Here is a 23,071-nt window from a genome sequence, read left to right on the forward strand (position 1 = left end):
CGGGTGACCGTCCCCCCGGTCCCGCAGGCCGCCGTCGTGCCCGACGGCGGCCTGCTGGCCGTGCACGCCCACCCCGACGACGAGACGCTCGCCACGGGCGCGCTCCTCGCGACGTGGGCGCGCGCCGCGCAGCCGGTCACCGTGGTGACGTGCACGCGCGGCGAGCGGGGCGAGGTGATCGACACCCCGGCGCACCCGACCGGCGTCGGGCACCTGGAGGGCGACGGCCCCGCCCTCGCGGCGCACCGCGAGGGCGAGCTCGCCCGCGCGCTCGGCGCCCTCGGCGTCACGGACCACGTCTTCCTCGACACGGTCGCGCCGCCGACGGCGGGTGCGGTGCCCGACGGCGGAGCCCGCCCCCGGTTCGAGGACTCCGGCATGGCGTGGGTCGCGCCCGGTGTTGCGAGCGGGGTCGCCACGGAGCAGCTCCCGCCCCGCGCGTTCGTCGGCGTTCCGCTCGACGAGGCGGCCGCCCGGCTGGCCGCCGTCGTGCGCGACCGCCGTCCCGCGGTCGTCGCGACGTACGAGCCCGGCGGCGGCTACGGGCACCCCGACCACGTGCGCGCGCACGACGTGACGGTCCGGGCGCTGGAGCTGCTCGAGACCGCCGGCGATCCCGTCCCGGCGCTGTGGCTCGCCGTCGCCCCCGAGAGCACGGTGCGCGCGGCGCGGCGGGCGCTCGCCGCGCAGCCCGCGGTCCGCGCGCTCCTCGCCGTGGGCGCGGGCCTCACCCTGCCTGGCCCGGACGAGGCCCTGCCGCCCGTCGCGCGCCCCGACGCCTCGCTGCCCCCGCTCGTGGCGGTGCCCGTGGCACCCGTCCTCGACGAGCTCCTCGTGGCGATGCGCGCGCACGCGACGCAGGTGCAGCACGTGACCGCCGCCGCGACCGCGGGGTCCACCGCGGAGGAGGAGCCCGCGGGCGTCCTGGGCTGGTACGCCCTCAGCAACGACGTGCTGGCGCCCGTTCCTTCACACGAGTTCTACGCTCCCTCCGGCGGCGCTCTCCCGCGCGGCCAGGTCCGGCGCGAGCCCACGCGTTAGCCTGGGGCCCGTGGAGACCGGTATGGGGCGGCTCATCGGCCGCGGGGTGGCGAGCGCGCTCGTCGGCGTGCTCGTCGGGCTCGTCGGCACCGTCGCGCACCGGGCGCACCTGCTCGGCGTGGACCTCCCCGGAGGCGTCGGGCTGGGCATCGTCCTCGCCCTGCTGACCGTGCTCGCGGCGGGGACCCTCGCGCGCGCCTGGGGCGGCATGGCCGGCCTGCTGGGCTACGGCGTCGGATGGGTCGTCGTCGTCCAGCTCCTCTCGCTCGAAGGGCCGGGCGGCGACGTCCTCGTGCCGAGCGAGCCCGTCGGGTACGTGTGGATCTACGGGGGTCTCCTCGTGGTCGCGGCGGTCGCCTTCCTGCCGCGCTCGTGGTTCAGCGACCGCCCCGTCCGCTCGGCGCTGCACGGGCGTCCCACCAGGCACGACGGACCCGAGGACCCCCTCGCGTCCCGCTAGAATTCGCGGTGCGGGTCCCCGCACACCCCTCGTCGTCGCGCGCTCGACCGCGCGCCTTTCGTCACGGAGACAGTGGATGGGTCAGCCGACCGACCGAGACGCCGAACTCGACTCCCCGCAGGACGCCGTGCCCGAGCCCGCTGCGTCCGGTGAGGAGCGCGCGCCCGTCGGTCAGACCGGTGACGACGCGCCCGCGACGCTCGACGACGTGGCGGAGCGCGAGGACGACGCGGTCCGCGGCGCCGAGACGGTCGACGAGGCGGTGCCCGGCGCGCAGGACGAGGTGTCCACGGCGCCGGAGCGGGGCGACGCGCCTGCGGCACCGGCCGGCCCGGTCGAGGACCCCACGGAGCCGGTGACGGCGGCCGCGGAGGACCAGGCGGCGGAGACTCCCACCGACCCGGTCGGGGAGCCGGACGCCGTGGCGGACGAGACCCCCGGGCACGGCACCGACGAGGCGGTGACGGATCCCGTCGGACCGGCCGAGCCCGTCGGACCTGTCGCGCCCGTGACGGAGCCCGCCGAGCCGACCGAGCCCGAGGTCGCGGAGCGACCGACGGCCGAGGCGCCGCCCGCGGGCGAGGACGTGTCGGCGGTGGCCACGGACCCCGAGGGCGACCCGGCCGGGGACGGCAGCGCCGAGGCGGGCGCGACGACCGACGACGCCGCGACGACTGACGACGCCGCGACGACCGACGACGCCGCGACGGTCGAGGGGCCGGCCGACGTACCCGCACCCGCCTCCGCACCGGGACCGGATGCGCCGACCGCGACCGAGGGCGTCGCCGCGTCCGCGCAGGCCGACGACGAGGACGAGCCGTACGTCCCGCGCGTGTTCGCGTTCGACCCCGACGTCCCGGCCGTGCTCGTCCCCCCGCCCGGCTCCGACGCGCAGCCCGCCGCGGTGACGGGTGACCCGTCCGTCGCTCCTGTCGACCCGCCCGCTGCGACGCCGGAGGCGGTGGGCCGAGCCGCGGCGGACGAGCCCGACGCCGACCCGACGGCCGTCGTGCCCGTCGTGCCGCCGCAGGCGCCCGCCTCGCCCGCACCCGGCGCCGCGGAGCCGACGTCGGCGACCGACGCCACGCAGGTGATCCCGCCCGTCGACCCGTGGTCGCGGCCGGCCCCCGTCGTCCGCACGTCCGTCCGTCCGGCCCCGCAGGCTGCCACGGAGGCCTCGGCGGCCCCGACGGCGACCCCCGCGGCCGCCCCGGCGGCGGGCCTGGGCAGCGCCTTCGGCCCCGTCCCGCCCGACGAGTCGCGGGAGACCTCGCCCTTCGACGGCTTCGAGGAGGAGGCGCCGCGGCGCGGCTGGGTGCGCGGGCTGCTGTGGACCGGCGTCGGGGTGCTCGTCCTCGGCGGCCTCTACACCGGTGCGCAGTGGTTCTTCTCGGACAAGGTCCCGAGCGGGACGAGCGTCGCCGGCGTGGACGTCGGGGGACAGACCCGGACGGCGGCGCAGGACACGCTCGAGGCCGAGCTCGGGCCGCGCGCGGCCGAGCCGGTCACGCTCACGGCGGGCGAGGCGAGCACGACCCTCGACCCGGCCGCCGCCGGGCTGACCTTCGACGCCGCGGCCACCGCCGAGGAGCTCACGGCGTTCTCGATGAGCCCCGCCAGGCTCTGGCAGCACCTCTTCGGCGGCCAGGACGAGGCGCCGGTCCTCGCGGTCGACGAGGCGGCGCTCGACGCCCAGGTCGAGGCGCTGCGGGGGAGCCTCGAGATCGAGCCGGTCGACGGCACGGTGCAGTTCGTGGACGGTGCGCCGACGAGCACCCCGGCGGCCGACGGCTCGGCCCTCGTGACCGACGAGGTCCCGGCCGTCATCACCGGGAGCTGGCTCGTCACGGACGGCCCGGTCGCGCTGCCGACCGAACCCGTGGAGCCCGCGATCACGCAGGAGGAGACCGACGCCGCGCTCGCGCAGGCGCAGAAGGTCGTCTCCGCGCCCGTCGTCGTGTCCGTCGGCGGCCAGAACCCCGAGCTGCCGCCGGAGGCTCTCGCGGCCGCCGCGTCCTTCCAGGCTGCCGACGGCGTGCTCACCCTGACCTTCGACGGGGCTCTGCTCGTCCAGTCGGTGGTGGACCGGACGAACGACCTGCTCACCGCCGCGGACGACGCCCACTTCGTCTTCCAGGACGGCGTCCCCGTGATCGAGGGCGGGGAGCCGGGCACGACGATCGACCCCGCGGCCATCGCGACGGCCGTCACGACGGCGGCCTCCGGTGACGAGCGGACCGCGACCGTCGAGCTCGTGGAGTCCGACCCGGCGCAGTCGGTCGCCGCGCTCGAAGCCCTCGGGATCACGGAGAAGGTCTCGGAGTTCTCGACCCCGGTGCCCAACGTCCCGGTCCGCACCGCGAACCTGCGGCGCGGGGCGGAGAAGGTGACGGGGACCCTCGTCAAGCCGGGCGAGACGTTCTCGCTCGTCGACACGCTGTCGCCGATCACGCTCGAGGGCGGCTACTTCGCCGCCGGCATCGTCGAGAGCGGGCGGCACACCGAGGGCGTCGGCGGCGGGCTGTCCCAGATGGCGACGACCACGTACAACGCGGGCTTCTTCGCGGGGCTCGAGGACGTCGAGCACCGGCCGCACAGCTACTGGTTCGACCGGTACCCCGCGGGGCGCGAGGCGACGATCTTCGTCGGCTCGATCGACATGAAGTTCAAGAACGACACGCCGTACGGCGTCCTCATGCAGTCGTGGGTCGGCGGCGGCGAGCTGCACGTCGCGATCTGGAGCACCAAGTACTACGACGTGGAGACGTCGTCGAGCGGCAAGACGAACGTGGTCCAGCCGACGACGGTCACGCACTCGGGCGCGGACTGCGCGCCGACGCCCGCGGGCAGCCCGGGCTTCTCCATCACGAACTACCGCAAGGTCTACCACGAGGGGGAGCTCGTCAAGGACGAGTCCTACCGGTGGACGTACAAGCCGGACAACGCGGTCGTCTGCGAGTAGACGACCCGGTCCACCACACACACGGAGGTCCCATGCTCGGACGCAGCGAACGGGAGTCGGGCGCGCAGGCGCTGCTCGCGGCCACGGCGGCAGGCTGGGTCGCCGGCGACCCCGCCGAGGCGGACGCGCTGCTCGACCTCGGGTCGACGACGGCGACGCTGTCGACCGTCGCGAGCATCGACGGGCTGTCGGCCGTCGTGCACCTGGGGCACCCCGCGCAGCCGTCGCACGAGCTCGAGCGGGCGCTGCTCGCCGCGCCGCCCTCGCTCGTGCTCACGGGTGCGTCGGCCGTGCCCGCGCAGTGGGTCTGGGTGGGGCGCTCGGCCTCCGCGCGGGACCTGACGGGGCACGTCGTCGTGGACGAGGCGGGCATGCGCGACCGCCGCCACGTGCTGCGCACGATGGGCGTGAGCCCGTCCCTCGTCCCGACGCGGACGAGCCTGGAGGAGCGCGTCGCGCTCGCCGGCCCGGACGGCAGCCTCGTCGTGGAGCGCTCCGTGGCGGCGGGCCCGCTCGCCGGGCTCGGGTACGCGGAGCTCTCCGGGAGCGAGGTCCTCGGGGAGGGTGCGCCCGTCTGGTACGGGCTCCTGGAGAGCCGGGACGTGGTGCCGCGGGTCGACGGCGTGGCGCAGGTCTGGCTCGCGTTCGGGCCCCGGGACGACCACCGCGGCTCGTTGCAGCAGACGCTCGGGCTCGTCGCCCAGGCCGGCATCGACCTCCAGCACCTGCGCAGCCACCGTTCGCAGACCGGGACGCACATCTTCTTCTGCGCGTTCTCCTGCCCGGACGCGGCGACGCTGGACGCCCTCGTCGCCGGGTTCGCGGAGCGCGGCGTCGCGCACCGCCTGCTCGCCGTCCTGCCCGGGCAGGAGTTCGTGCCCGGCCCGGACGCGCTCGCGCCGCGCTGGGCGTCGGCGCCGGACGCCGTGCGCGCGTGAGCGTCGTCGGCTACCTCGGCCCGGAGGGGTCGTTCACGCACCAGGCGGCCGCCGCGTGGTGCGCCGACCGCGGGGACGACCCGACGTACCGGTCGGCCCGCCTCGCGGCGCGCACGACGGTGGCGGACGTGTTCGCCGGGGTCGCCGCGGGAGACCTCGCGCGCGGGGTCGTGGCGATCGAGAACACCGTCGAGGGCTACGTGGTCCCGTCGCTCGACGCGATCGTCGGGAGCGCGACGGTCGTCGCGGTCGACGAGGTCGTGCTCGACATCTCGTTCGACGCGTTCGTGCGGCCCGGCCACGGCGAGCTGGCGGAGGTCACCGCCCACCCGCACGGCCTCGCGCAGTGCCAGGAGTTCGTCCGCCGGACGGGTCTGGCCCCGCTCGCCGCGTCGTCGAACGCGGCGGCGTGCCGGGACGCGGGGCCGCACCAGGTCGCGCTCGGGCCGACGATCTGCGGCGAGCTCTACGGGCTGGAGACGTTCGAGCGCGCGGTCGAGGACTTCGCCGGTGCCCGGACGCGCTTCCTCGTGCTCGCCCCGCGGGCGGAGGCGTCGGCGACGCTGGAGGGCGCGCGCACGCGCGGGGACGGTCCGTGGCGCACCATGCTCGCGGTGACCCCGGTCGTCACGGGGCCGGGCGTGCTCGCCCGGATCACACGGTCGTTCGGCGAGCGCGGCGTCAACCTGTCGAGCCTCATCACGCGACCGCTCAAGGCGGTGGCCGGCACGTACGTGTTCGTCCTGACCGTCGACGGCGCCCCGTGGGACGTGCCGGTCCGCGCCGTGCTCGACGACCTGGTCCGCGCGGGCGACTCGCTCAAGACGCTCGGGGTCGTGCCCGCGCGCGGCGAGCTGGACGAGTCGGTGCACGCCGACGTCGACGTCGCGCACGTCCCGGTGGGCAGCGTGGACGCCTCGGCGGACCCGTCCGCGCTCGCGGCGGGGCTGCTGTGGTGACGGTCGACGCCGCGCCGGCGGCGGGCACCGGGCCGCGGGTCGGGGTCGTCGGGCTCGGGCTGGTCGGCGGCTCGGTCGCGCGGCTCCTGCACGAGCAGGGCGTCGACGTGACCGCCCACGACACGACGGCCACCACGCGCGCCGCGGCCCGCGCCGCGGGCCTCCGGGTCGTCGGCGACGTGGCCGACGTGTGCGCGGCGGAGCCCGACGTCCTCGTGCTCGCGGTCCCGCTGCGGGCCATGCGGTCCGTCGCGGCCGAGGTCGCGCGGCACGTGCGCGGCGCGACCGTCGTCACCGACGTCGGGAGCGTCAAGGGCGCGGTGCGCGACGCCGTCCGCTCGGCGGGTCTCGACGCGCGCTACGTCGGGGCGCACCCGATGGCCGGTACGGAGCACTCGGGGTTCGCGGCATCGGACCCGGCGATGATCGACGGCGCACGCTGGGCCGTCACGGTCGACGGGACGACGCGGCGCGAGGCTCTCGTGACGCTGCTCCGGCTCGTGACCGGACCGCTCGGCGGGACCGTCCACGTCCTCACCGACGAGGTCCACGACGAGTCGACGGCGCTCGTCAGCCACGTCCCGCACGTCCTCGCCACGGAGCTCCTCGGCGTCGTCGCCGACGCGCCCGTGCGGGACGTCGCGCTCGGGCTCGCCGCGGGCAGCTTCCGGGACGCGACGCGGGTGGGGCGCACCGACCCGCGGCGCACCGAGGCGATGGTCACGGACAACGCCGCCTGGGTCGCGTCCGCCCTGCGCGTGGTCGTGCGCGACCTCGAGCAGCTCGTCGCGGCGCTCGAGTCCAACGCGCCCGTGGGGGAGTTCTTCGACCGGCCCGAGCCGGTCCGCGGCCCGGCCCCCGCGCCGGGCAGCGGGGAGCGGCGGCGGATCGACCTCGACGAGGCGGGGGAGTGGCGCACGGCGCTGAGCGACGCCGGCGCCCGGGGCGCGGTCGTCGTGGACGTCGCGGACGACGCGGTCGTCGTCGCCTGACGGCGCTATCTCGGGGACGCCGGGCGCCGCGGGGGACGGGGCGGCACCGGCTTGCCCGCCACGATCGCGTCGAGCGGGACCGTCACCAGGGGCGGGACGTCGTCGTGCGTCCCGTGACCGCGGTGCGGCGGGGCGGCGCTCCCGCCCGCGTCCTCGCGCAGGACCAGCTCCGTGGGGGTGGTCCGGACGACCACGCCGATCACGTCCGTGAGCGGCTTGCCCGCCGCGGCGGCCTCGTCGGGGGCGAGGCGACGGCGCACGACCACCCGGGTGCCCGGCGCCCACGTCGTCCAGGGCGCGTCGTCGGGCACGGGAGCGCTCCTCGGGTCTGTGACGTTCGTCCACGGGCTGGTCAGGGAGGGTCGGGCACGGTCCGACCTGAGCGATACTAGTCCTGCGTCTCCCTGTCGTGACCTCGCCCCTCGCCGGGTCGGGGTCCGGACGAATCCAGAAAGGTACTCGGTCGTGACTTACGTGATCGCTCAGCCGTGCGTGGACGTCAAGGACAAGGCGTGCATCGAGGAGTGTCCTGTCGACTGCATCTACGAGGGCAAGCGGTCGCTGTACATCCACCCCGACGAGTGCGTGGACTGCGGTGCCTGCGAGCCTGTCTGCCCGGTCGAGGCGATCTACTACGAGGACGACGTGCCGACGGAGTGGAGCGACTACTACCGCGCCAACGTCGAGTTCTTCGACGACCTCGGCTCGCCCGGCGGCGCCGCGAAGATGGGTCTCATCGAGAAGGACGACCCGATGATCGCCGCCCTGCCGCCGCAGGCCTGAGCACCCGGCACCGCCGCACGTGGGACTCGCCGACCTCTCCGGTCTCGCCTATCCCTGGGACACGCTGACCCCCTACGTCGAGCGCGCCCGCGCGCACCCGCGCGGCGTCGTCGACCTCTCGATCGGGACGCCCGTCGACCCGACGCCGGCCGTCGTGCGCGACGCGCTCGCCGCCGCCTCGGACGCGCACGGCTACCCGACGACCCACGGCACGCCGGCGCTGCGCGAGGCGGTCGCCGCATGGTTCGCGCGGCGACGCGGCGTGCCGGGCCTCGACCCGGACGCCGTGCTCCCCACGGTCGGCAGCAAGGAGCTCGTCGGGCTCCTGCCCGCGCTCCTGCGTCTCGGGCCGGGCGACGTCGTCGTGCACCCGCGCACCGCCTACCCCACGTACGACGTGGGCGCGCGCCTCGCCGGCGCGACGCCGCTCGCGACCGACGACGTCGACGAGTGGGCGGGGCGGGCCGACGTCCGGCTGGTGTGGGTGAACTCCCCGAGCAACCCGACCGGCCGCGTGCTCGACGCCGCCCACCTCGCGCGCGTCGTCGCGGCGGCCCGCGAGATCGGTGCGGTCGTGGCGAGCGACGAGTGCTACGCCGAGCTCGCCTGGGTCGAGCCGTACGCGTCGCGGGGCGTGCCGAGCCTGCTCGACCCGGCCGTCGCGGGGGGCTCGCACGAGGGGCTCCTCGTCGCCTACTCGCTCTCGAAGCAGTCGAGCATGGCCGGCTACCGCGGCGCGTTCGTCGCCGGCGACCCGGCCCTCGTGGCGGACCTGCTCGGCACCCGCAAGCACCTCGGGATGATCGTCCCCGCGCCCGTCCAGGCGGCGATGGTGGCCGCGCTGTCCGACGACGCCCACGTCGCCGCGCAGCGCGACGTGTACGCGCGGCGCCGCGAGGTGCTCGTCGGGGCGCTCGGCGACGCCGGGCTGCAGGTCGACCACTCCGAGGCGGGCCTCTACCTCTGGTCGAGGCCGGCTGGTGACCACGCGGGCGACTGCTGGCGGACCGTGTCCGACCTCGCCGATCTCGGCATACTCGTCGGGCCGGGAGCGTTCTACGGACCGGAGGGCGCGGGCCACGTGCGCGTCGCGCTCACCGCGACCGACGAGCGCGTCCACGAGGCCGCCGCTCGACTCTCCGGAGCCTGAACTCTGACGTGACCTGCCTCACAGAGGTGTGGTGTTCTCGTGACGGTTCAGGATTGGTCACGTGCGGGTGAAGCGGGGTACGGTCGACCGCGCGGCAACGGCGCGAGCAGCAGCAGGAAGGGAACCATGACCACCACTCAGCAGGCGAAGGTCCGCCTCCTCGTCGACGACCAGGCGCAGGACCTGCCCGTGGTCGCGGCGACCGAGGGCAACGACGGCATCGTCGTGTCCTCCTTGCTCAAGTCGACCGGCCTCGTGACGGTGGACCCGGGCTTCATGAACACGGCGTCGTGCGAGTCGAGCATCACCTACATCGACGGTGACGCCGGCATCCTCCGGTACCGCGGGTACCCCATCGAGCAGCTCGCGGAGCAGTCGACCTTCCTCGAGGTCGCGTACCTGCTCATCCACGGCGAGCTCCCCGACACCCCGACGCTCGAGGCGTTCGTCGAGCGCGTGAACCGCCACACGCTGGTGCACGAGGACTTCCGCACCTTCATGGGGACGTTCCCCCGCGACGCCCACCCGATGGCCGTGCTCTCGTCCGCGATCAACGCGCTGTCGACGTTCTACCCCGAGTCGCTCGACCCCTTCGACGACGAGACGGTCGAGCTCGCGACGGTCCTGCTCCTCGCGAAGTCCCGCACCATCACGTCCTACCTGCACCGCCGCCGCGTCGGCGAGCCGCTGCTCTACCCGGACTACTCGCGCGGCTACGTCGACGACTTCCTGCGCATGACGTTCGCGACGCCGTACCAGCAGTACGAGGCGGACCCGGTCGTCGTCGACGCCCTCGACAAGCTGCTCATCCTGCACGCCGACCACGAGCAGAACTGCTCGACGTCGACCGTCCGCGTCGTCGGGTCCTCGCACGCGAACCTCTACGCGTCCGTCGCCGCGGGCGTCAACGCGCTCTCCGGCCCGCTGCACGGTGGGGCCAACGAGTCGGTGCTCACGATGCTCGACAAGATCGCGGGCGCGGAGTACGACGTCGACACCTTCATGAAGAAGGTGAAGAACAAGGAGGACGGCGTCCGCCTCATGGGCTTCGGCCACCGGGTCTACAAGAACTACGACCCGCGTGCCGCCATCGTGAAGAAGTCCGCCGACGCCGTGCTCTCGACCCTCGGCAAGAAGGACCAGCTCCTCGACATCGCCATGGGCCTCGAGGAGATCGCGCTCAACGACGACTACTTCATCGAGCGCAAGCTCTACCCGAACGTCGACTTCTACACGGGCCTCATCTACAAGGCCATGGGCTTCTCGCCCGCGATGTTCACGCCGCTCTTCGCGCTCGGCCGCATGCCCGGCTGGATCGCGCAGTGGCGCGAGATGATGAAGGACCCGCAGACCAAGATCGGCCGCCCGCGCCAGGTCTACGTCGGCGAGACCGAGCGCGACTACGTCCCGGTCTCCGACCGCTGACACCCGCACCCCGGACGCCGCGTCGCTCACCCCGGTGAGCGGCGCGGCGTCTCGTCGTTCTGGCACTCGGGTCTGTCGTCCGGTATCCCCGCTGTGGCTGGGTCCGCGGCGGGTACGGCGTCGGAGCTCGGGGCTGCCGCGCCGTCACCTCGGTCTGTCAGGCGTGGGTCTGAGGAGCGCGGCTCTGACGCCCCTTCGCATCCGACGCCGCACCCGCCGCTCGGCGGCCGTCGTACGGTTCGCCGGTGGTCGCCGCCGTACCCGGGGCGACCACACGACCGCGCGACCACGGCGCCGTCAGGACTCGTCGGGGACGGCGACGTGGACGCGGACGCGGCCCGGGTCGAGCGGGGCGAGGTCGTCGGGGTCGAGCGGGCTCCACGTCGAGTCGTCGCGAGACCAACGGCGGTCCCCGACCTCGACGGCGACGACGTTCGTCGCGTCCGCGGTGGCGACGGCCCACTGTGCGACGGCCCATGCCGCACGGTCGAGACCGCCGTCCTCGGCCGCGGTGGGCAGACCCGAGGCGTCGACCTGGAGCGTGCTCCCGTCGCCGCCGTCGAAGGGCTCGACGCGGGCGCCGTCGCCGAGGTCGCGGGCCAGGCGGTCCTCGAACGGCTGCGTGGCGGCGCCGTCGGTCGGGAGCTCGGTCGTGGCCACGGGGCCCAGGTCGCACGTGAGGGACGTGGGGGACCAGCCGGTGAGCGCGGAGGCCCAGGCGCGCGACCGGGGCTCGTGCTGCGCGTAGGCGTCGGGGAACGCGGAGCGCTGGACGGTCTGCGCGGCGACCGTGACCTCCATGCCCTCGTAGCCCTCGACCGTCTCGAGCACGTCGTAGAACGCGTTGGTCGAGTACACGGGGTCCATGATCTGCTCGACGCTGCCCCAGCCCTGGGACGGGCGCTGCTGGAACAGGCCGACGGAGTCGCGGTCGCCGTAGTCGATGTTGACGAGGCGGGACTCCTGGAGCGCGGTCGCGAGCCCGATCGTCGCGGCGCGGGCGGGGAGGCCGCGGCGCACGGTCGTGCCTGCCACGAGCGCGGCGTTGTCCGCCTGCGTGACGGACAGGTACCAGGTGCGGCCGTCGGCGGTGGCCGCGCACCGCTCGGCGACGGGCGTCTCGTCGTCGAGCCGGTTGAGGGCGACGACGACGCCGCCCACCCCGACCGCGGCCACCGTGAGGAGGGTGACCGCGGCGCGGAGCGGGCGGCGCCGGCGGCGCGCCCGACCGACGTCCGGGAGGTCCCGGGGACGGGATGGTCGGGTCGCGGTCATGCGGGGCGCCGTCGTGCTCGTCGGCGGGTCAGTTGGCGTGCAGCGCGGCGTTGAGCTCGACGCCGGCGCCGGTGCGGGACACGGCCTCGACACCACCGGTCAGCGAGTTGCGGCGGAACAGGATGCCGGAGCGACCGGAGAGCTCGCGCGCCTTGACGACGAGCGGCTCGCCCGTGGCGTCGGTCTGCCCGACGACGGTCACCTTGGTCCCCGCGGTGACGTACAGGCCGGACTCGACGACGCAGTCGTCGCCCAGGGGGATGCCCAGGCCCGCGTTGGCGCCGAGGAGCGAACGCTGCCCGACGGAGATGACCTCGCGACCGCCTCCGGAGAGGGTGCCCATGATCGACGCGCCGCCCCCGACGTCGGAGCCGTCGCCGACGACGACGCCGGCCGAGATGCGACCCTCGACCATCGACGTGCCGAGCGTCCCGGCGTTGAAGTTGACGAAGCCCTCGTGCATGACGGTGGTGCCCGGGGCGAGGTGCGCGCCGAGGCGGACACGGTCGGCGTCGGCGATGCGGACGCCGGCGGGGACGACGTAGTCGACCATGCGCGGGAACTTGTCCACGCCGTACACGGTCACCGGCTGGCCGGTCGCGCGCAGGCGGAGGCGCGTCTCCTCGAAGCCGTCGACGGCGCAGGCGCCGTGGTTGGTCCACACGACGTTCGTGAGGACGCCGAAGAGGCCGTCGAGGTTCTGGCCGTGCGGGGCGACGAGGCGGTGGGAGAGCAGGTGGAGTCGCAGGTACGCGTCGGCGGTGTCGGCGGGGGCGGCGTCGAGGTCGATCTCGGTCCGGACCACGACCACGTCCACGCCGCGCAGCTCGTCGCGCTCGGCGAGCGCGTCGAGCGAGGCGGGGACGGTCGTGTCCGCCGGTGCGGCGCCGAGCGCCGGGGCCGGGTACCAGACGTCGAGGGTCGTGCCGTCGTCGGTGACGGTCGCCAGGCCGTAGCCCCACGCCGTACGCGGCTCGGACGCGGCCGCCGAGGGGGCGGTCGCGGGGGTCGCAGAAGTCATGCGCCCCACCCTATCCGGCGCCGGTAGGGTGCTGGCGTGACCTCTCCCACCACCGGTACGACGCCCGTGCTCGACCTCCGCGGCGATCTCGTCGCGCTCTTCCGCGCGGTGTGCGACACCCCGTCGGTGAGCGGCGACGAGCGCGTGCTCGCGGACGCGGTCGAGGCGGCGCTGCGTGCGTACCCGCACCTGGAGGTCGTGCGCGACGGCGACACGGTCGTCGCGCGGACGTCTCTCGGCCGAGAGCGGCGCGTCGTCGTCGCGGGCCACCTCGACACCGTGCCGCTCACGGACCCGCCGAACCTCCCGACGCGCGTCGTCGGCGAGGGCCTGCACGCGGAGGTCTGGGGCCGGGGGACCGTCGACATGAAGGGCGGGGTCGCCGTCGCCCTGGCGCTCGCGGCCGAGCTCGACGCCCCGGCGCAGGACGTGACGTGGGTGTTCTACGACAACGAGGAGGTCGCGTCCCACCTCAACGGGCTCGGGCGCCTCGCGCGGAACCGCCCCGACCTGCTCGTGGCCGACTTCGCCGTCCTGGGCGAGCCGACCTCGGCGGGCCTCGAGGGCGGGTGCAACGGGACCCTGCGGGTCGACGTGCGGGTGCCGGGCGTGACGGCGCACTCGGCGCGCGCGTGGACGGGTTCCAACGCGATCCACGCCGCGCACGAGGTGCTCGACCGTCTGGCGGCGTACGTGCCGCAGGAGATCGAGGTCGACGGCCTCGTGTACCGCGAGGGCATGAACGCCGTGGGGATCCGCGGGGGGATCGCGGGCAACGTGATCCCGGACGAGTGCGTGGTCACCGTGAACTTCCGGTTCGCGCCGTCGCGCACCGTCGCCGCGGCGGAGCAGCACGTGCGCGAGCTGTTCGACGGCTTCGAGGTCGTGCTCACGGACGCCGCCCCGGGCGCGCGCCCGGGGCTGGACGACCCGCTCGCGGCGGACTTCGCCGCCGCGGTGCTGGGCGTCACCGGCGGCGCGCCGGCGCCGAAGTACGGCTGGACCGACGTCGCGCGCTTCGCCGAGCTGGGCGTCCCGGCGGTGAACTTCGGGCCCGGCGACCCGCTGCTCGCGCACAAGGACGACGAGCGCTGCCCGGTCGGCGAGCTCGCGCTGTGCCGCGACGCCCTGCGTGCGTGGCTCACGGCCGCCCCCGCGGCATAGGCTCGTGACCATGAGCGACACGGTGCGTGACCAGGGTTCCGACGACGGCCTGCCCCAGGCGGGGACGGGGTACCGCAAGGGGCCGGTCCTGCTGCGCGGGGACCAGATCCCGCGCCAGACGACGGACCAGCGCCTCCTCGACACGGGGGGCAGCGCGGACTGGGTCCACTCCGACCCGTGGCGCGTGATGCGGATCCAGAGCGAGTTCGTGGAGGGCTTCGGCGCGCTGGCCGAGGTCGGCCCGGCCGTGTCCGTGTTCGGGTCGGCCCGGACCAAGCCGGACCACCCGGACTACGCGCTCGCCGAGGACGTCGGCCGTCGCCTCGTCGACGAGGGCTTCGCCGTCATCACGGGCGGCGGCCCGGGCATCATGGAGGCGGCCAACAAGGGCGCGTCCGAGGCGGGCGGGCTCTCGATCGGCCTCGGCATCGAGCTCCCGTTCGAGCAGGGCATGAACCGGTACGTCAACCTCGGCGTGAACTTCCGCTACTTCTTCGCCCGCAAGACGATGTTCGTCAAGTACGCGCAGGGCTTCGTCGTCCTGCCCGGGGGCTTCGGCACGTTCGACGAGCTGTTCGAGGCGCTCACGCTCGTCCAGACGCACAAGATCACCGAGTTCCCGGTGGCGCTCGTCGGCACGGACTACTGGAGCGGTCTGCTCGAGTGGGCACGCACGGCGGTCGCGGGACGCGGCATGATCAGCGCGCACGACCTCGACCTCGTCCACCTGTGCGACGACCCGGCCGAGGCCGTCGAGTACGTCTGCGACCGCGGCGCCGAGCTGCGCGCCGAGGAGCTCGAGGCGACCGAGGAGCTCGCCCGGGCGCAGGCCGGCGACGCGAGCTGACGGTCGCGGCGCGATGACGTCACCTGGCTCGGCCGCGCCCACCGGGCCGGGGTCCGTGCGCCGCGATGACGGTCCTCTGTCCCTGCCGCCGCTCGGTGTGCCGCCTCGCGGCACGTCGCTCGTCCTGCGCGGGCGGACCCTCGCCCGGCCCGCGGTGATGGCGATCCTCAACCGGACCGACGACTCGTTCTACGCGGGAGCGCGCCAGCTCGACGACCGCGCGGCCCTCGCCGCGGTCGAGCGCGCGGTGGTCGAGGGCGCGGAGATCCTCGACGTGGGCGGCGTCCGGGCCGGCGTGGGGCCCGAGGTGACGCCCGAGGAGGAGGTCCGGCGCGTCGTGCCGTTCGTCGCGCGGGTGCGTGCGGAGTTCCCGGACCTGCTCGTGAGCGTCGACACGTGGCGGGCCGAGGTGGCGCACGAGGCGGCGCTCGCGGGTGCCGACCTCATCAACGACACCTGGGCGGGTCACGACCCACGCCTGGTCGAGGTCGCGGGCGAGCACGGCGTCGGCGTCGTGTGCTCGCACACCGGGGGAGCGACGCCGCGCACCGACCCGTTCCGCGTCGCGTATCCCGCCCGGCCGGGAGCCGCCGACCCGCGCGACGGCGTCGTCCAGGACGTCGTGGCGACCCTCCGTGCGGCGGCGGAGCGCGCGGTCGCCTGCGGGGTCCCGCCGGCCTCGGTCCTCGTCGACCCCACGCACGACTTCGGCAAGAACACGTGGCACTCCCTGCACCTCCTGCGGCGGACCGGGGTCCTCGCGGGTCTCGGGTTCCCGTTGCTCATGGCCTTGTCCCGCAAGGACTTCGTCGGAGAGACGCTCGACCTGCCGGCCGACGAGCGGCTCGAGGGCACGCTCGCCGCGACGGCCGTCGCGGCATGGCTCGGCGCGCGCGTCTTCCGCGCGCACGACGTGGCCGCGACCCGGCGCGTGCTGGACCTCGTCGCGGCGGTGCGCGACGAAGCGCCCCCGGCGGCCGCGCTGCGGGGCCTCGCGTGACCACGCCGCGCGCCGTGGTCGGCCCGGGCGGGAGCCCACGGCTGCTGCGTCCGGCCACCTGGCCGTGGTGGGCGCAGGTCCTCGCGGTGTTCGCCCTCGCGCGCGGGGTGAGCGCGGCGATCCTCCTCGTCGTCGCGAGGTCCCAGGAGGCGAACCCCTGGACGGACGCCGCGCCGTCGTACCTGCCGTACGTCGCGCGCATGTGGGACGCGAGCTGGTACGAGCAGATCTACGCGTCCGGCTACCCCGACACGCTCCCCGTGGGTCCCGACGGCGCCGTCGAGCAGAACGTCTGGGCGTTCTTCCCCCTGTTCCCGGCGCTCGTCCGCGCGCTCGACGCCGTGACCGGCCTCGGGTGGGACGTGCTCGCGCCCACGGTCGCGCTCGTGTGCGGCGCCGGTGCCGTGCTCGTGGTCCACCGCCTCGTCACGACGGCGGGCGCCGCGGCGGTCGAGCGCAGGCCGGGCCTGCCGCTGGCGACGGTCCTGCTCGTGAGCGTGTTCCCCTCCAGCCCCGTGCTCCAGGTCGCGTACACGGAGTCGCTCGCCCTGCTCCTCGTGGCCTCCGCGCTCCTGCTGCTGGCCCGGCGCCGCTACGGGTGGGCGGCGCTCGTGATCGGCCTCCTCGGCTTCTCGCGCGCCGTCGCGCTGCCCATGGCGGCCGTCGTCCTGTGGCACGGTCTCGTCCGGTGGCGCCGGGGCGACCTGCGCGCCCCCGACGCCGCGCGCCTCGGCGGGCTGCTCGCGGTCGCCCTGGCCAGCGGCCTCGTGTGGCCGTGGGCGTGCAGCGTCGTCACGGGCGTGCACCAGGGGTACTTCCGCACGCAGGAGGCGTGGCGCGGGGGCGCGGAGGTCGTGCCGTTCGTCCCGTGGGTCGACGTGTCGCGGTGGCTCCTGGGCGACGCCGGTCCGTGGGTCCTCGCCCTCGTGCTGCTCGCGACGGCCGCCCTCGTGCTCAACCCGGTCGCGGCGCGGCTCGGCCCGGAGATGCAGGCCTGGTCCGGTGCGTACCTCGCCTACCTGGTCGCGGCGATCCAGCCGGGCACGTCGCTGGTGCGGTTCCTGCTGCTCGCCTTCCCGCTCGCGGCGGTCACCGTCGGGTGGACGCGGTCGCGCCTGTGGCTGGCCGCCGTGACCGTCGCCGGCGTCGCGGGCCAGGCGTGGTGGGTGTGGTCGCTCTGGCGGCTCGTCCCGCCGTCCGGCTGGCCGCCGTGACCCGGACGCCCGGGATGTCGGCACGGGTGAACTAGACTGTCCTCGGGCGTCGTCCGAGGTCGGACGCCCCTCCTCGCGCGCGCGGGGTGGACTCGGGACAACGGAAATGGAGTGCCATCGATGGCTGCGATGAAGCCGCGGACGGGTGACGGGCCGCTGGAGGTCACCAAGGAAGGGCGAGGCATCGTCATGCGGGTCCCGCTCGAGGGTGGCGGACGCCTGGTGGTCGAGCTCAACGCGACCGAGGCCAGCGAGCTGGGTGAGGCGCTCCAGGCCGTGGTGGGCTGATTGCCCGCACGTGAGCGCCGGGCGGCTCGTCTCCCCGGGCTGCCACGCGCGCTGCCCGAGGTGGTCGGCGCCCGGGGTGCCCTGAGCGACGCGGCGCTCCTCGACGACACGCAGGTCGACGCGGTCGTCGTGGCCGTCGCGCCTCCGCGCGAGGCCGAGGACGGTCTGCAACCGCGCGCGGGGACCGTCGACGCCACGGTGCGGTACGGCGTCGACCTCGCGGAGCTCGCCGAGCGCGCGGGCGGGCGTGCCTTCCGCGGCGCCTCCGGAGAGGTCGTGCGCGTCGACCTGCCGCGCGCGCACGCCGGGTCCGCGACGCGGCTCCCGTGGGCCGGCCTGCCTCCCCGGATCCTGCTGCTCGGGGTGGGGACCGGGACGACGACGGACCTCCGGCGCGCCGGCGCCGCGCTCGCTCGCGCGTCGCGCGGCCTGGAGCGCGTCGTCAGCGCCGCCACCGCCGACGCGGGCCCCGACGAGGTCCGGGCGTTCGTCGAGGGCTACCTGCTCGCCGCGTACGACCAGCCCCGCCAGAGCGGGTCACCACGGCCCGCGGCGGAGGCACCCGCGGAGCAGCTCGTCCTGCTCACGCCCGAGGACCGGCCCGACGTCACGACGCCGATCGAGGCCGCGCACCGCGCGGCGGCGGCGACCTGGCTGGTGCGCGACCTCGCCAACATCCCGTCCGACGTGAAGGACCCGGCGTGGTTCGCCGACCGCGCGGTCGAGCTGGCCGACGCGCTCGGGCTCGACACGACGGTCCGCGGCCCCGCCGAGCTCGGTGCCGAGGGCTTCGGGGCGACCCTGGCGGTCGGGGCGGGCTCCGCGCGCCCACCGCGCCTCGTGACGGTCACCTACGACCCCGCCGACCACGGCGTCCTCCCGGTGGAGGCGGGCTCCGCCGCGCGGCACGTCGTCGTCGTCGGCAAGGGCATCACGTACGACACGGGCGGGCTCTCCATCAAGCCCCGCGAGGCGATGGTGCCGATGAAGACCGACATGGCGGGCGCCGCCGTCGCCCTGGCGGTCGTGCTCGGCGCCGCGCGCGCACGCTCCGACCGGCGGGTCACCGCGGTGCTCCCGCTGGCCGAGAACCACGTGGGCGCCGCCTCGTACCGCCCGGGGGACGTCCTGCGCACCTGGTCGGGTCGGACGGTCGAGGTGGCGAACACCGACGCGGAGGGCCGGCTCGTCCTCGCCGACGCGATCGCGTACGCCGTGGCCGAGCTCGCGCCCGACGTGCTCGTCGACGTCGCGACCCTGACCGGAGCGGCGAGCCTCGGCCTCGGCCGCGGGCACGGCGCGCTGTTCGCCACGGACGACACCGTGGCGGGGGCGCTGGAGGACGCGGCGCTCGCCACCGGCGAGCGCGTGTGGCGGCTGCCGCTCGTCGAGGACTACGCGGGCGCTCTGCGCTCGGACGTCGCCGACCTCCGCCACGTCCCCGTCGAGAGCCCGGGCGGCGGGTCGATCACGGCCGCGCTGTTCCTGCGCGAGTTCGTCGGGGACGTGCCCTGGGCGCACCTCGACGTCGCCGGTCCGGCGCGGGCGACGGCCGACCGGCACGAGGTCGTCGCCGGGGCCACCGGGTACGGCGCGAGGCTCCTGCTCGAGGCGATCGACCGGCTCTGACCGTCGGCGGCGTCAGCGGCGCACGGCGAGCAGGAGGCCGTCGCCGCTCGGGAGCAGCGCCGGCAGGACGCGCTCGTCCGAGCGCAGCGACCGGCCCACCTCGCGGACGATCGTCGTCACCTCGTCGCGCCGCGCCGGGTCGGCGACCCGGTCGTGCGACAGCGCGCCGTCGACCGCGAGCACGCCGCCCGGGCGGAGCAGGCGCAGGCCCTGCTCGACGTACTCGGGGTAGCTGTGCTTGTCCGCCCCCACGAGCACGAGGTCGTAGGCGCCGTCGGTGAGGCGGGGGAGGACCTCGCTCGCACGACCCGGGATGGTGCGGGTCCGCGCCGAGGGCACGCCCTCCTCCGCGAAGGCCTCCTTCGCGGCGCGCTGGTGCTCGACCTCGACGTCGATCGTCGTGAGCACGCCGTCCGCCGGCATGCCGCGCAGGAGCCAGAGCGACGCCACGCCGGTACCGGTGCCGATCTCGACCACCGCGCGGGCGGCCAGCGAGGCCGCGAGCACCTGGAGCACCGCCCCCACGCCGGGGAGGACCGTCGGGCAGCCGAGCTCGGCGGCGCGGTCGCGCGCACGCAGGAGGACCTCGTCCTCGGGGACGAACTCCTCGCTGTACACCCAGCTCGCCGCCTTGGCGCTGCGGTGGGTGCCGACGTCGCTGGTGATCGGTGCCTCCTGGTGGTCCGTCGTCCGCGCGTGCGGCCCGGGACGGGACGTCCCCGGCGGGTGCGCTGCCTCGGATCGTACCCGCCCCCTCCCACGGCGGCCCGCTCCCGCGCGGCGCGTGTGTGCACGGGCCGTGGACGTCGCGCGCACGTCCCGCGCGAGAGGGGGAACACCGGGAGGGTGCCGGACGTTCTTCTGGGACGATGGACGACGTGGACGACGCACGACCAGGGACGAGCACGCACGGGACGCAGGACGGGAGCGCGTGGGTGCCGCCGTCGTGGGACGAGATCGTCCGCGAGCACTCGGCACGCGTCTACCGGCTCGCGTACCGCCTCACCGGCAACCGGCACGACGCCGAGGACCTCACGCAGGAGACGTTCGTCCGGGTGTTCCGCTCGCTGTCGAGCTACACGCCCGGCACGTTCGAGGGCTGGCTGCACCGGATCACGACGAACCTCTTCCTCGACCAGGTGCGGCGCAAGCAGCGGATCCGCATGGAGGCCATGGGCGACGACGACGGCCAGTACCCGGCCCGTTCCGAGGCCCAGCCGGAGCGCGGCTTCGAGCACGCCAACCTCGACCACGACGTGCAGCGCGCGCTCGACGCGCTCTCGCCCGAGTACCGGGCCGCCGTCGTGCTGTGCGACATCGAGGGCCTGTCCTACGAGGAGATCGCCGTGACGCTCGGGATCAAGCTCGGCACGGTCCGCTCCCGCATCCACCGCGCACGGTCCCAGCTCCGCGCCGCCCTCCCGCACCGCGACCCCGCGGACCGCCCGGCGTCGGACGACGTGCCGACGCCCGTGGTCGCCCGGGGGGTGGCGTGACGCACCTCGGCTCCCGCCTCTCCGCGCTCGTCGACGGGCAGCTCACGCCCGCCGAGGCGGAGCGTGCGCTCGAGCACGTGGCGTGCTGCCCGCGGTGCGCCGCCGAGCTGTCGGCGGCGCGCGCCGCGCGCCGGGCGCTGAGCTCCGCCGGGCCGGTCGAGCCCGCTCCCGACCTCGCGGCCCGTCTGCTCGCGCTGTCCGCCCAGATCCCCTCGACCGACGGCGACCCGCTGCGCTCCGCGCCCGTCGCGGGCGACCCCTGGACGCAGCCCGTCCCCCTCCCGCGCGGCGCCTGGAGCGGCGAGGTGCGCCGGGGGGCGGTGCGCCGACGGGTCGTCGGGCTGGTCGTGGGCGGTGTCGGCGTGGCCGCGATCGGCCTCTTCGCGCTCGGGGAGAGCCCGGTCGTCACCCCCGACCTCCATCGCAGCGACCCCCTCAACGTGCTGGCGCAGGCCGCGCCCCGGGCCACCGGGGCGCTCGTGGTGGGCGGGGCGCGCGCCTCGGACCGGTCCGCCGGCGACGAGGCGTCCGACGGCGACGGCGCCGCGGCGTTGGCGGCGCTCGACGCCCAGGGCTGGACCTGCCCGACGGTGCTCCCGGCGGGCTTCAGCGTGGTCGACGTGCGGGACGACGCCGCGCGGGGCGTCGTCGAGATCGACCTCGAGGCGCCGGGCGGCGAGGCCGTCGTACGCGAGCAGTCGGGTCTCCTGGACACCGCCGCGCTCGCGGGCGGGGAGACCTGGGACGTCGACGGCCGCCGGGTGCACGTGCTGTCCGAGGCGCCGTGGCACGTCGTCTGGCAGTCCGGCGACACGGTGATCGACGTCGTCGCCGACACCGAGCAGGAGACGGTCGCCGCCCTCGTGGCGGCCTTCCCGGCCCGTGACTACGATGCCGGGGTCCCGGCGCGCATCTCCCGGGGCTGGACGACCATGACAGGAGCGCTCGGCACCTCATGACCGACCCCCAGACCGGCCCTCAGCCCGGCCGTCAGACCGGCACCGAGCACCCCGGGGCGCCCGACGCCGCACGGAACCCGTTCGCGCCGCCGTCCGCGTACCGCAGCGTGCCGCCCGTCCCGCCGTCCGCGCCGGTCGGCCCCGGTCCGGTCCCGCCCCCGCCGGGCGCGGCCGTCCCGCCCCCGAGCGGGCCCCCGCCGGTCCCTGCTCCGGACGTCGCGCAGCCCGTCGCGCAGGATCCCGCGGACCCGTGGCAGACCCTGCGCTCGTTCGGCGAGCCCGAGCCGCCGTCGGCGCCGACGCGACCCGGCGGCTCGGTGGACCCGACGCTCGTCGGTGTGCCGCGGGGTCCCGCGTCGCCGTCGCCGGGGCGCGGGCTGCGACCCGCCGTGGTGGCGGGCGTCACCGTGCTGGCGCTCGTCGCGGGAGCGCTCGGCGGCGTCGCGGCCGACCGGCTCCTCGGGCAGGACACGCCCGGGGCGTACTCGTCGGCCCTGCCGCCGGCGAGCGTCGAGCCGGGCGCCGACCGCCCTGCGGGCTCGGTGGCGGACATCGCGGCCACGGTGCTGCCGAGCGTCGTCTCGCTCCAGGTCCGCGGGTCCGACGGCGTCGCCACGGGGTCCGGCTTCGTCCTCCGCGAGGACGGGTACATCCTCACGAACAACCACGTGGTCGCGGGGGCCGCCGACGGCGGGGACGTCGTCGTGCTGTTCTCGGACGGGCACGAGAGCCCGGCCGAGCTGGTCGGCCGGACCGTCGACTACGACCTGGCCGTCGTGAAGGTCGACGACTCAGGCCTGACACCGCTCGCGCTCGGCGACTCCGACGCCGTCGTCGTCGGGGACCCCGTGGTCGCGGTCGGTGCTCCGCTCGGTCTCAACGGGACCGTCACCACGGGCATCATCAGCGCGCTCAACCGCCCGGTCCAGGCCGGTGCCGCGGCCGAGACGGCGTTCATCAACGCGATCCAGACCGACGCGGCGATCAACCCCGGCAACTCCGGGGGTCCGCTCGTCAACGGACGCGGCGAGGTCGTGGGCATCAACTCCGCCATCGCGCAGCCGCCGGGCAGCGCCTCGGCGACGGGGAGCATCGGTCTCGGCTTCGCCATCCCGTCCAACCAGGCGCGCCGGACCGCGGAGCAGCTCATCGCCGACGGCGTCGCGACCTACCCCGTGATCGGCGTGCTGCTCGACCAGCGGTACCAGGGCGAGGGCGTCCAGGTGTCGACCGACTCGCAGTCCGGGACGCCCGCGGTCACGCCCGACGGCCCGGCCGACGCCGCCGGGATCCGGCCCGGAGACGTGATCCTCTCGATCGACGGCCGGCCCGTCACCGAGTCGGACGAGCTCATCGTCGCGATCCGGGCGAAGGCCCCGGGAGACGCCGTGACGCTGCGGGTCCGCACGGGGGACCAGGAGCGCGACGTCCGCGTCGTCCTCGACGAGGCCACGAGCGAGTAGTCTGT

Annotated in this window: 22 protein-coding genes; 18 read left to right on the forward strand and 4 right to left on the reverse strand. The window is 75.7% G+C overall.

Going from position 1 to position 23,071, the window contains the following annotated elements; genetic code table 11:
• The first annotated feature begins 3 nt into the window (after positions 1–3).
• The 6 genes from ABRQ22_RS20220 (at position 4) to ABRQ22_RS20245 (ending at position 7,352) form a co-directional block, all read left to right on the forward strand.
• Positions 4–1,041: a PIG-L family deacetylase gene (locus ABRQ22_RS20220; protein WP_353707979.1), complete on the forward strand. Its 1,038-nt coding sequence runs from the start codon at positions 4–6 to the stop codon at positions 1,039–1,041.
• Positions 1,042–1,051: 10 nt separating this feature from the next.
• Positions 1,052–1,501: a hypothetical protein gene (locus ABRQ22_RS20225; protein WP_353707980.1), complete on the forward strand. Its 450-nt coding sequence runs from the start codon at positions 1,052–1,054 to the stop codon at positions 1,499–1,501.
• A gap of 76 nt (positions 1,502–1,577) precedes the next feature.
• On the forward strand, positions 1,578–4,463 hold the full coding sequence (locus ABRQ22_RS20230; protein ID WP_353707981.1) for a VanW family protein: 2,886 nt from the start codon (positions 1,578–1,580) through the stop codon (positions 4,461–4,463).
• 32 nt (positions 4,464–4,495) lie between these two features.
• Entirely contained in the window at positions 4,496–5,401 is a 906-nt protein-coding gene (locus ABRQ22_RS20235) for a hypothetical protein (RefSeq protein ID WP_353707982.1), read from the forward strand.
• Complete coding sequence (locus ABRQ22_RS20240) at positions 5,398–6,360, forward strand: prephenate dehydratase domain-containing protein (RefSeq protein WP_353707983.1); 963 nt, start codon at positions 5,398–5,400, stop codon at positions 6,358–6,360. The genes ABRQ22_RS20235 and ABRQ22_RS20240 overlap by 4 nt, the downstream gene beginning before the upstream one ends.
• Positions 6,357–7,352: a prephenate dehydrogenase/arogenate dehydrogenase family protein gene (locus ABRQ22_RS20245; protein ID WP_353707984.1), complete on the forward strand. Its 996-nt coding sequence runs from the start codon at positions 6,357–6,359 to the stop codon at positions 7,350–7,352. The genes ABRQ22_RS20240 and ABRQ22_RS20245 overlap by 4 nt, the downstream gene beginning before the upstream one ends.
• A gap of 5 nt (positions 7,353–7,357) precedes the next feature.
• Here the strand turns inward: ABRQ22_RS20245 and ABRQ22_RS20250 are convergent, their stop codons facing one another.
• The gene (locus ABRQ22_RS20250) at positions 7,358–7,663 is read right to left on the reverse strand and encodes a hypothetical protein (RefSeq protein ID WP_253051071.1); all 306 of its coding nucleotides are present in this window, start codon (positions 7,661–7,663) and stop codon (positions 7,358–7,360) included.
• A 154-nt stretch (positions 7,664–7,817) separates the two neighbouring features.
• Here ABRQ22_RS20250 and fdxA point away from each other — a divergent pair, with 154 nt between their 5' ends.
• From fdxA to ABRQ22_RS20265, 3 genes are all read left to right on the forward strand, one after another.
• Entirely contained in the window at positions 7,818–8,135 is a 318-nt protein-coding gene (gene fdxA / locus ABRQ22_RS20255; RefSeq protein ID WP_024841122.1) for a ferredoxin, read from the forward strand.
• A gap of 19 nt (positions 8,136–8,154) precedes the next feature.
• Positions 8,155–9,285 (forward strand): succinyldiaminopimelate transaminase, encoded by a 1,131-nt coding sequence (gene dapC, locus ABRQ22_RS20260; protein WP_353707985.1) that lies wholly within the window; start codon positions 8,155–8,157, stop codon positions 9,283–9,285.
• A 126-nt stretch (positions 9,286–9,411) separates the two neighbouring features.
• Positions 9,412–10,710: a citrate synthase gene (locus ABRQ22_RS20265; RefSeq protein WP_253051073.1), complete on the forward strand. Its 1,299-nt coding sequence runs from the start codon at positions 9,412–9,414 to the stop codon at positions 10,708–10,710.
• Between the two features lie 297 nt (positions 10,711–11,007).
• On the opposite strand, the gene ABRQ22_RS20270 is transcribed toward ABRQ22_RS20265, so the two are convergent.
• Together ABRQ22_RS20270 and dapD are read right to left on the reverse strand one after the other, a co-directional pair.
• On the reverse strand, positions 11,008–11,886 hold the full coding sequence (locus ABRQ22_RS20270; RefSeq protein WP_353707986.1) for a hypothetical protein: 879 nt from the start codon (positions 11,884–11,886) through the stop codon (positions 11,008–11,010).
• Positions 11,887–12,013: 127 nt separating this feature from the next.
• On the reverse strand, positions 12,014–13,006 hold the full coding sequence (dapD, locus tag ABRQ22_RS20275; protein ID WP_253051075.1) for a 2,3,4,5-tetrahydropyridine-2,6-dicarboxylate N-succinyltransferase: 993 nt from the start codon (positions 13,004–13,006) through the stop codon (positions 12,014–12,016).
• Between the two features lie 36 nt (positions 13,007–13,042).
• Here dapD and dapE point away from each other — a divergent pair, with 36 nt between their 5' ends.
• The 6 genes from dapE (at position 13,043) to ABRQ22_RS20305 (ending at position 19,148) form a co-directional block, all read left to right on the forward strand.
• Positions 13,043–14,170 (forward strand): succinyl-diaminopimelate desuccinylase, encoded by a 1,128-nt coding sequence (gene dapE, locus ABRQ22_RS20280; protein WP_353707987.1) that lies wholly within the window; start codon positions 13,043–13,045, stop codon positions 14,168–14,170.
• A gap of 10 nt (positions 14,171–14,180) precedes the next feature.
• Positions 14,181–15,017, forward strand: coding sequence for a TIGR00730 family Rossman fold protein (locus ABRQ22_RS20285; RefSeq protein WP_047233518.1), 837 nt, complete (start codon positions 14,181–14,183; stop codon positions 15,015–15,017).
• 13 nt (positions 15,018–15,030) lie between these two features.
• Positions 15,031–16,017, forward strand: a complete 987-nt coding sequence (gene folP / locus ABRQ22_RS20290; protein WP_353707988.1) for a dihydropteroate synthase — start codon at positions 15,031–15,033, stop codon at positions 16,015–16,017.
• Positions 16,014–17,231 (forward strand): hypothetical protein, encoded by a 1,218-nt coding sequence (locus tag ABRQ22_RS20295; protein ID WP_353707989.1) that lies wholly within the window; start codon positions 16,014–16,016, stop codon positions 17,229–17,231. Before folP ends, ABRQ22_RS20295 begins: the two co-directional genes overlap by 4 nt.
• 120 nt (positions 17,232–17,351) lie before the next feature.
• Positions 17,352–17,519 carry a DUF3117 domain-containing protein gene (locus tag ABRQ22_RS20300; protein ID WP_064506638.1) on the forward strand — a complete coding sequence of 56 codons (168 nt, stop codon included), beginning with the start codon at positions 17,352–17,354 and terminating at the stop codon, positions 17,517–17,519.
• The gene (locus ABRQ22_RS20305; protein ID WP_353707990.1) at positions 17,520–19,148 is read left to right on the forward strand and encodes a M17 family metallopeptidase; all 1,629 of its coding nucleotides are present in this window, start codon (positions 17,520–17,522) and stop codon (positions 19,146–19,148) included.
• Positions 19,149–19,160: 12 nt separating this feature from the next.
• Here the strand turns inward: ABRQ22_RS20305 and ABRQ22_RS20310 are convergent, their stop codons facing one another.
• Positions 19,161–19,766 carry an O-methyltransferase gene (locus ABRQ22_RS20310; RefSeq protein ID WP_269430019.1) on the reverse strand — a complete coding sequence of 202 codons (606 nt, stop codon included), beginning with the start codon at positions 19,764–19,766 and terminating at the stop codon, positions 19,161–19,163.
• Between the two features lie 260 nt (positions 19,767–20,026).
• Between ABRQ22_RS20310 and sigE the strand changes: the two genes are divergently transcribed.
• Genes sigE through ABRQ22_RS20325 form a run of 3 tightly spaced genes read left to right on the forward strand, consistent with a single transcriptional unit; the run spans position 20,027 to position 23,066 of the window.
• Entirely contained in the window at positions 20,027–20,644 is a 618-nt protein-coding gene (gene sigE / locus ABRQ22_RS20315) for an RNA polymerase sigma factor SigE (RefSeq protein WP_353707991.1), read from the forward strand.
• Positions 20,641–21,603 (forward strand): zf-HC2 domain-containing protein, encoded by a 963-nt coding sequence (locus tag ABRQ22_RS20320; protein WP_353707992.1) that lies wholly within the window; start codon positions 20,641–20,643, stop codon positions 21,601–21,603. Before sigE ends, ABRQ22_RS20320 begins: the two co-directional genes overlap by 4 nt.
• Positions 21,600–23,066: a trypsin-like peptidase domain-containing protein gene (locus ABRQ22_RS20325; protein WP_353707993.1), complete on the forward strand. Its 1,467-nt coding sequence runs from the start codon at positions 21,600–21,602 to the stop codon at positions 23,064–23,066. Before ABRQ22_RS20320 ends, ABRQ22_RS20325 begins: the two co-directional genes overlap by 4 nt.
• Positions 23,067–23,071 lie beyond the last annotated feature (5 nt).

The sequence above is a fragment of the Cellulosimicrobium sp. ES-005 genome, from assembly GCF_040448685.1.
GTDB lineage: Bacteria > Actinomycetota > Actinomycetes > Actinomycetales > Cellulomonadaceae > Cellulosimicrobium > Cellulosimicrobium cellulans_G.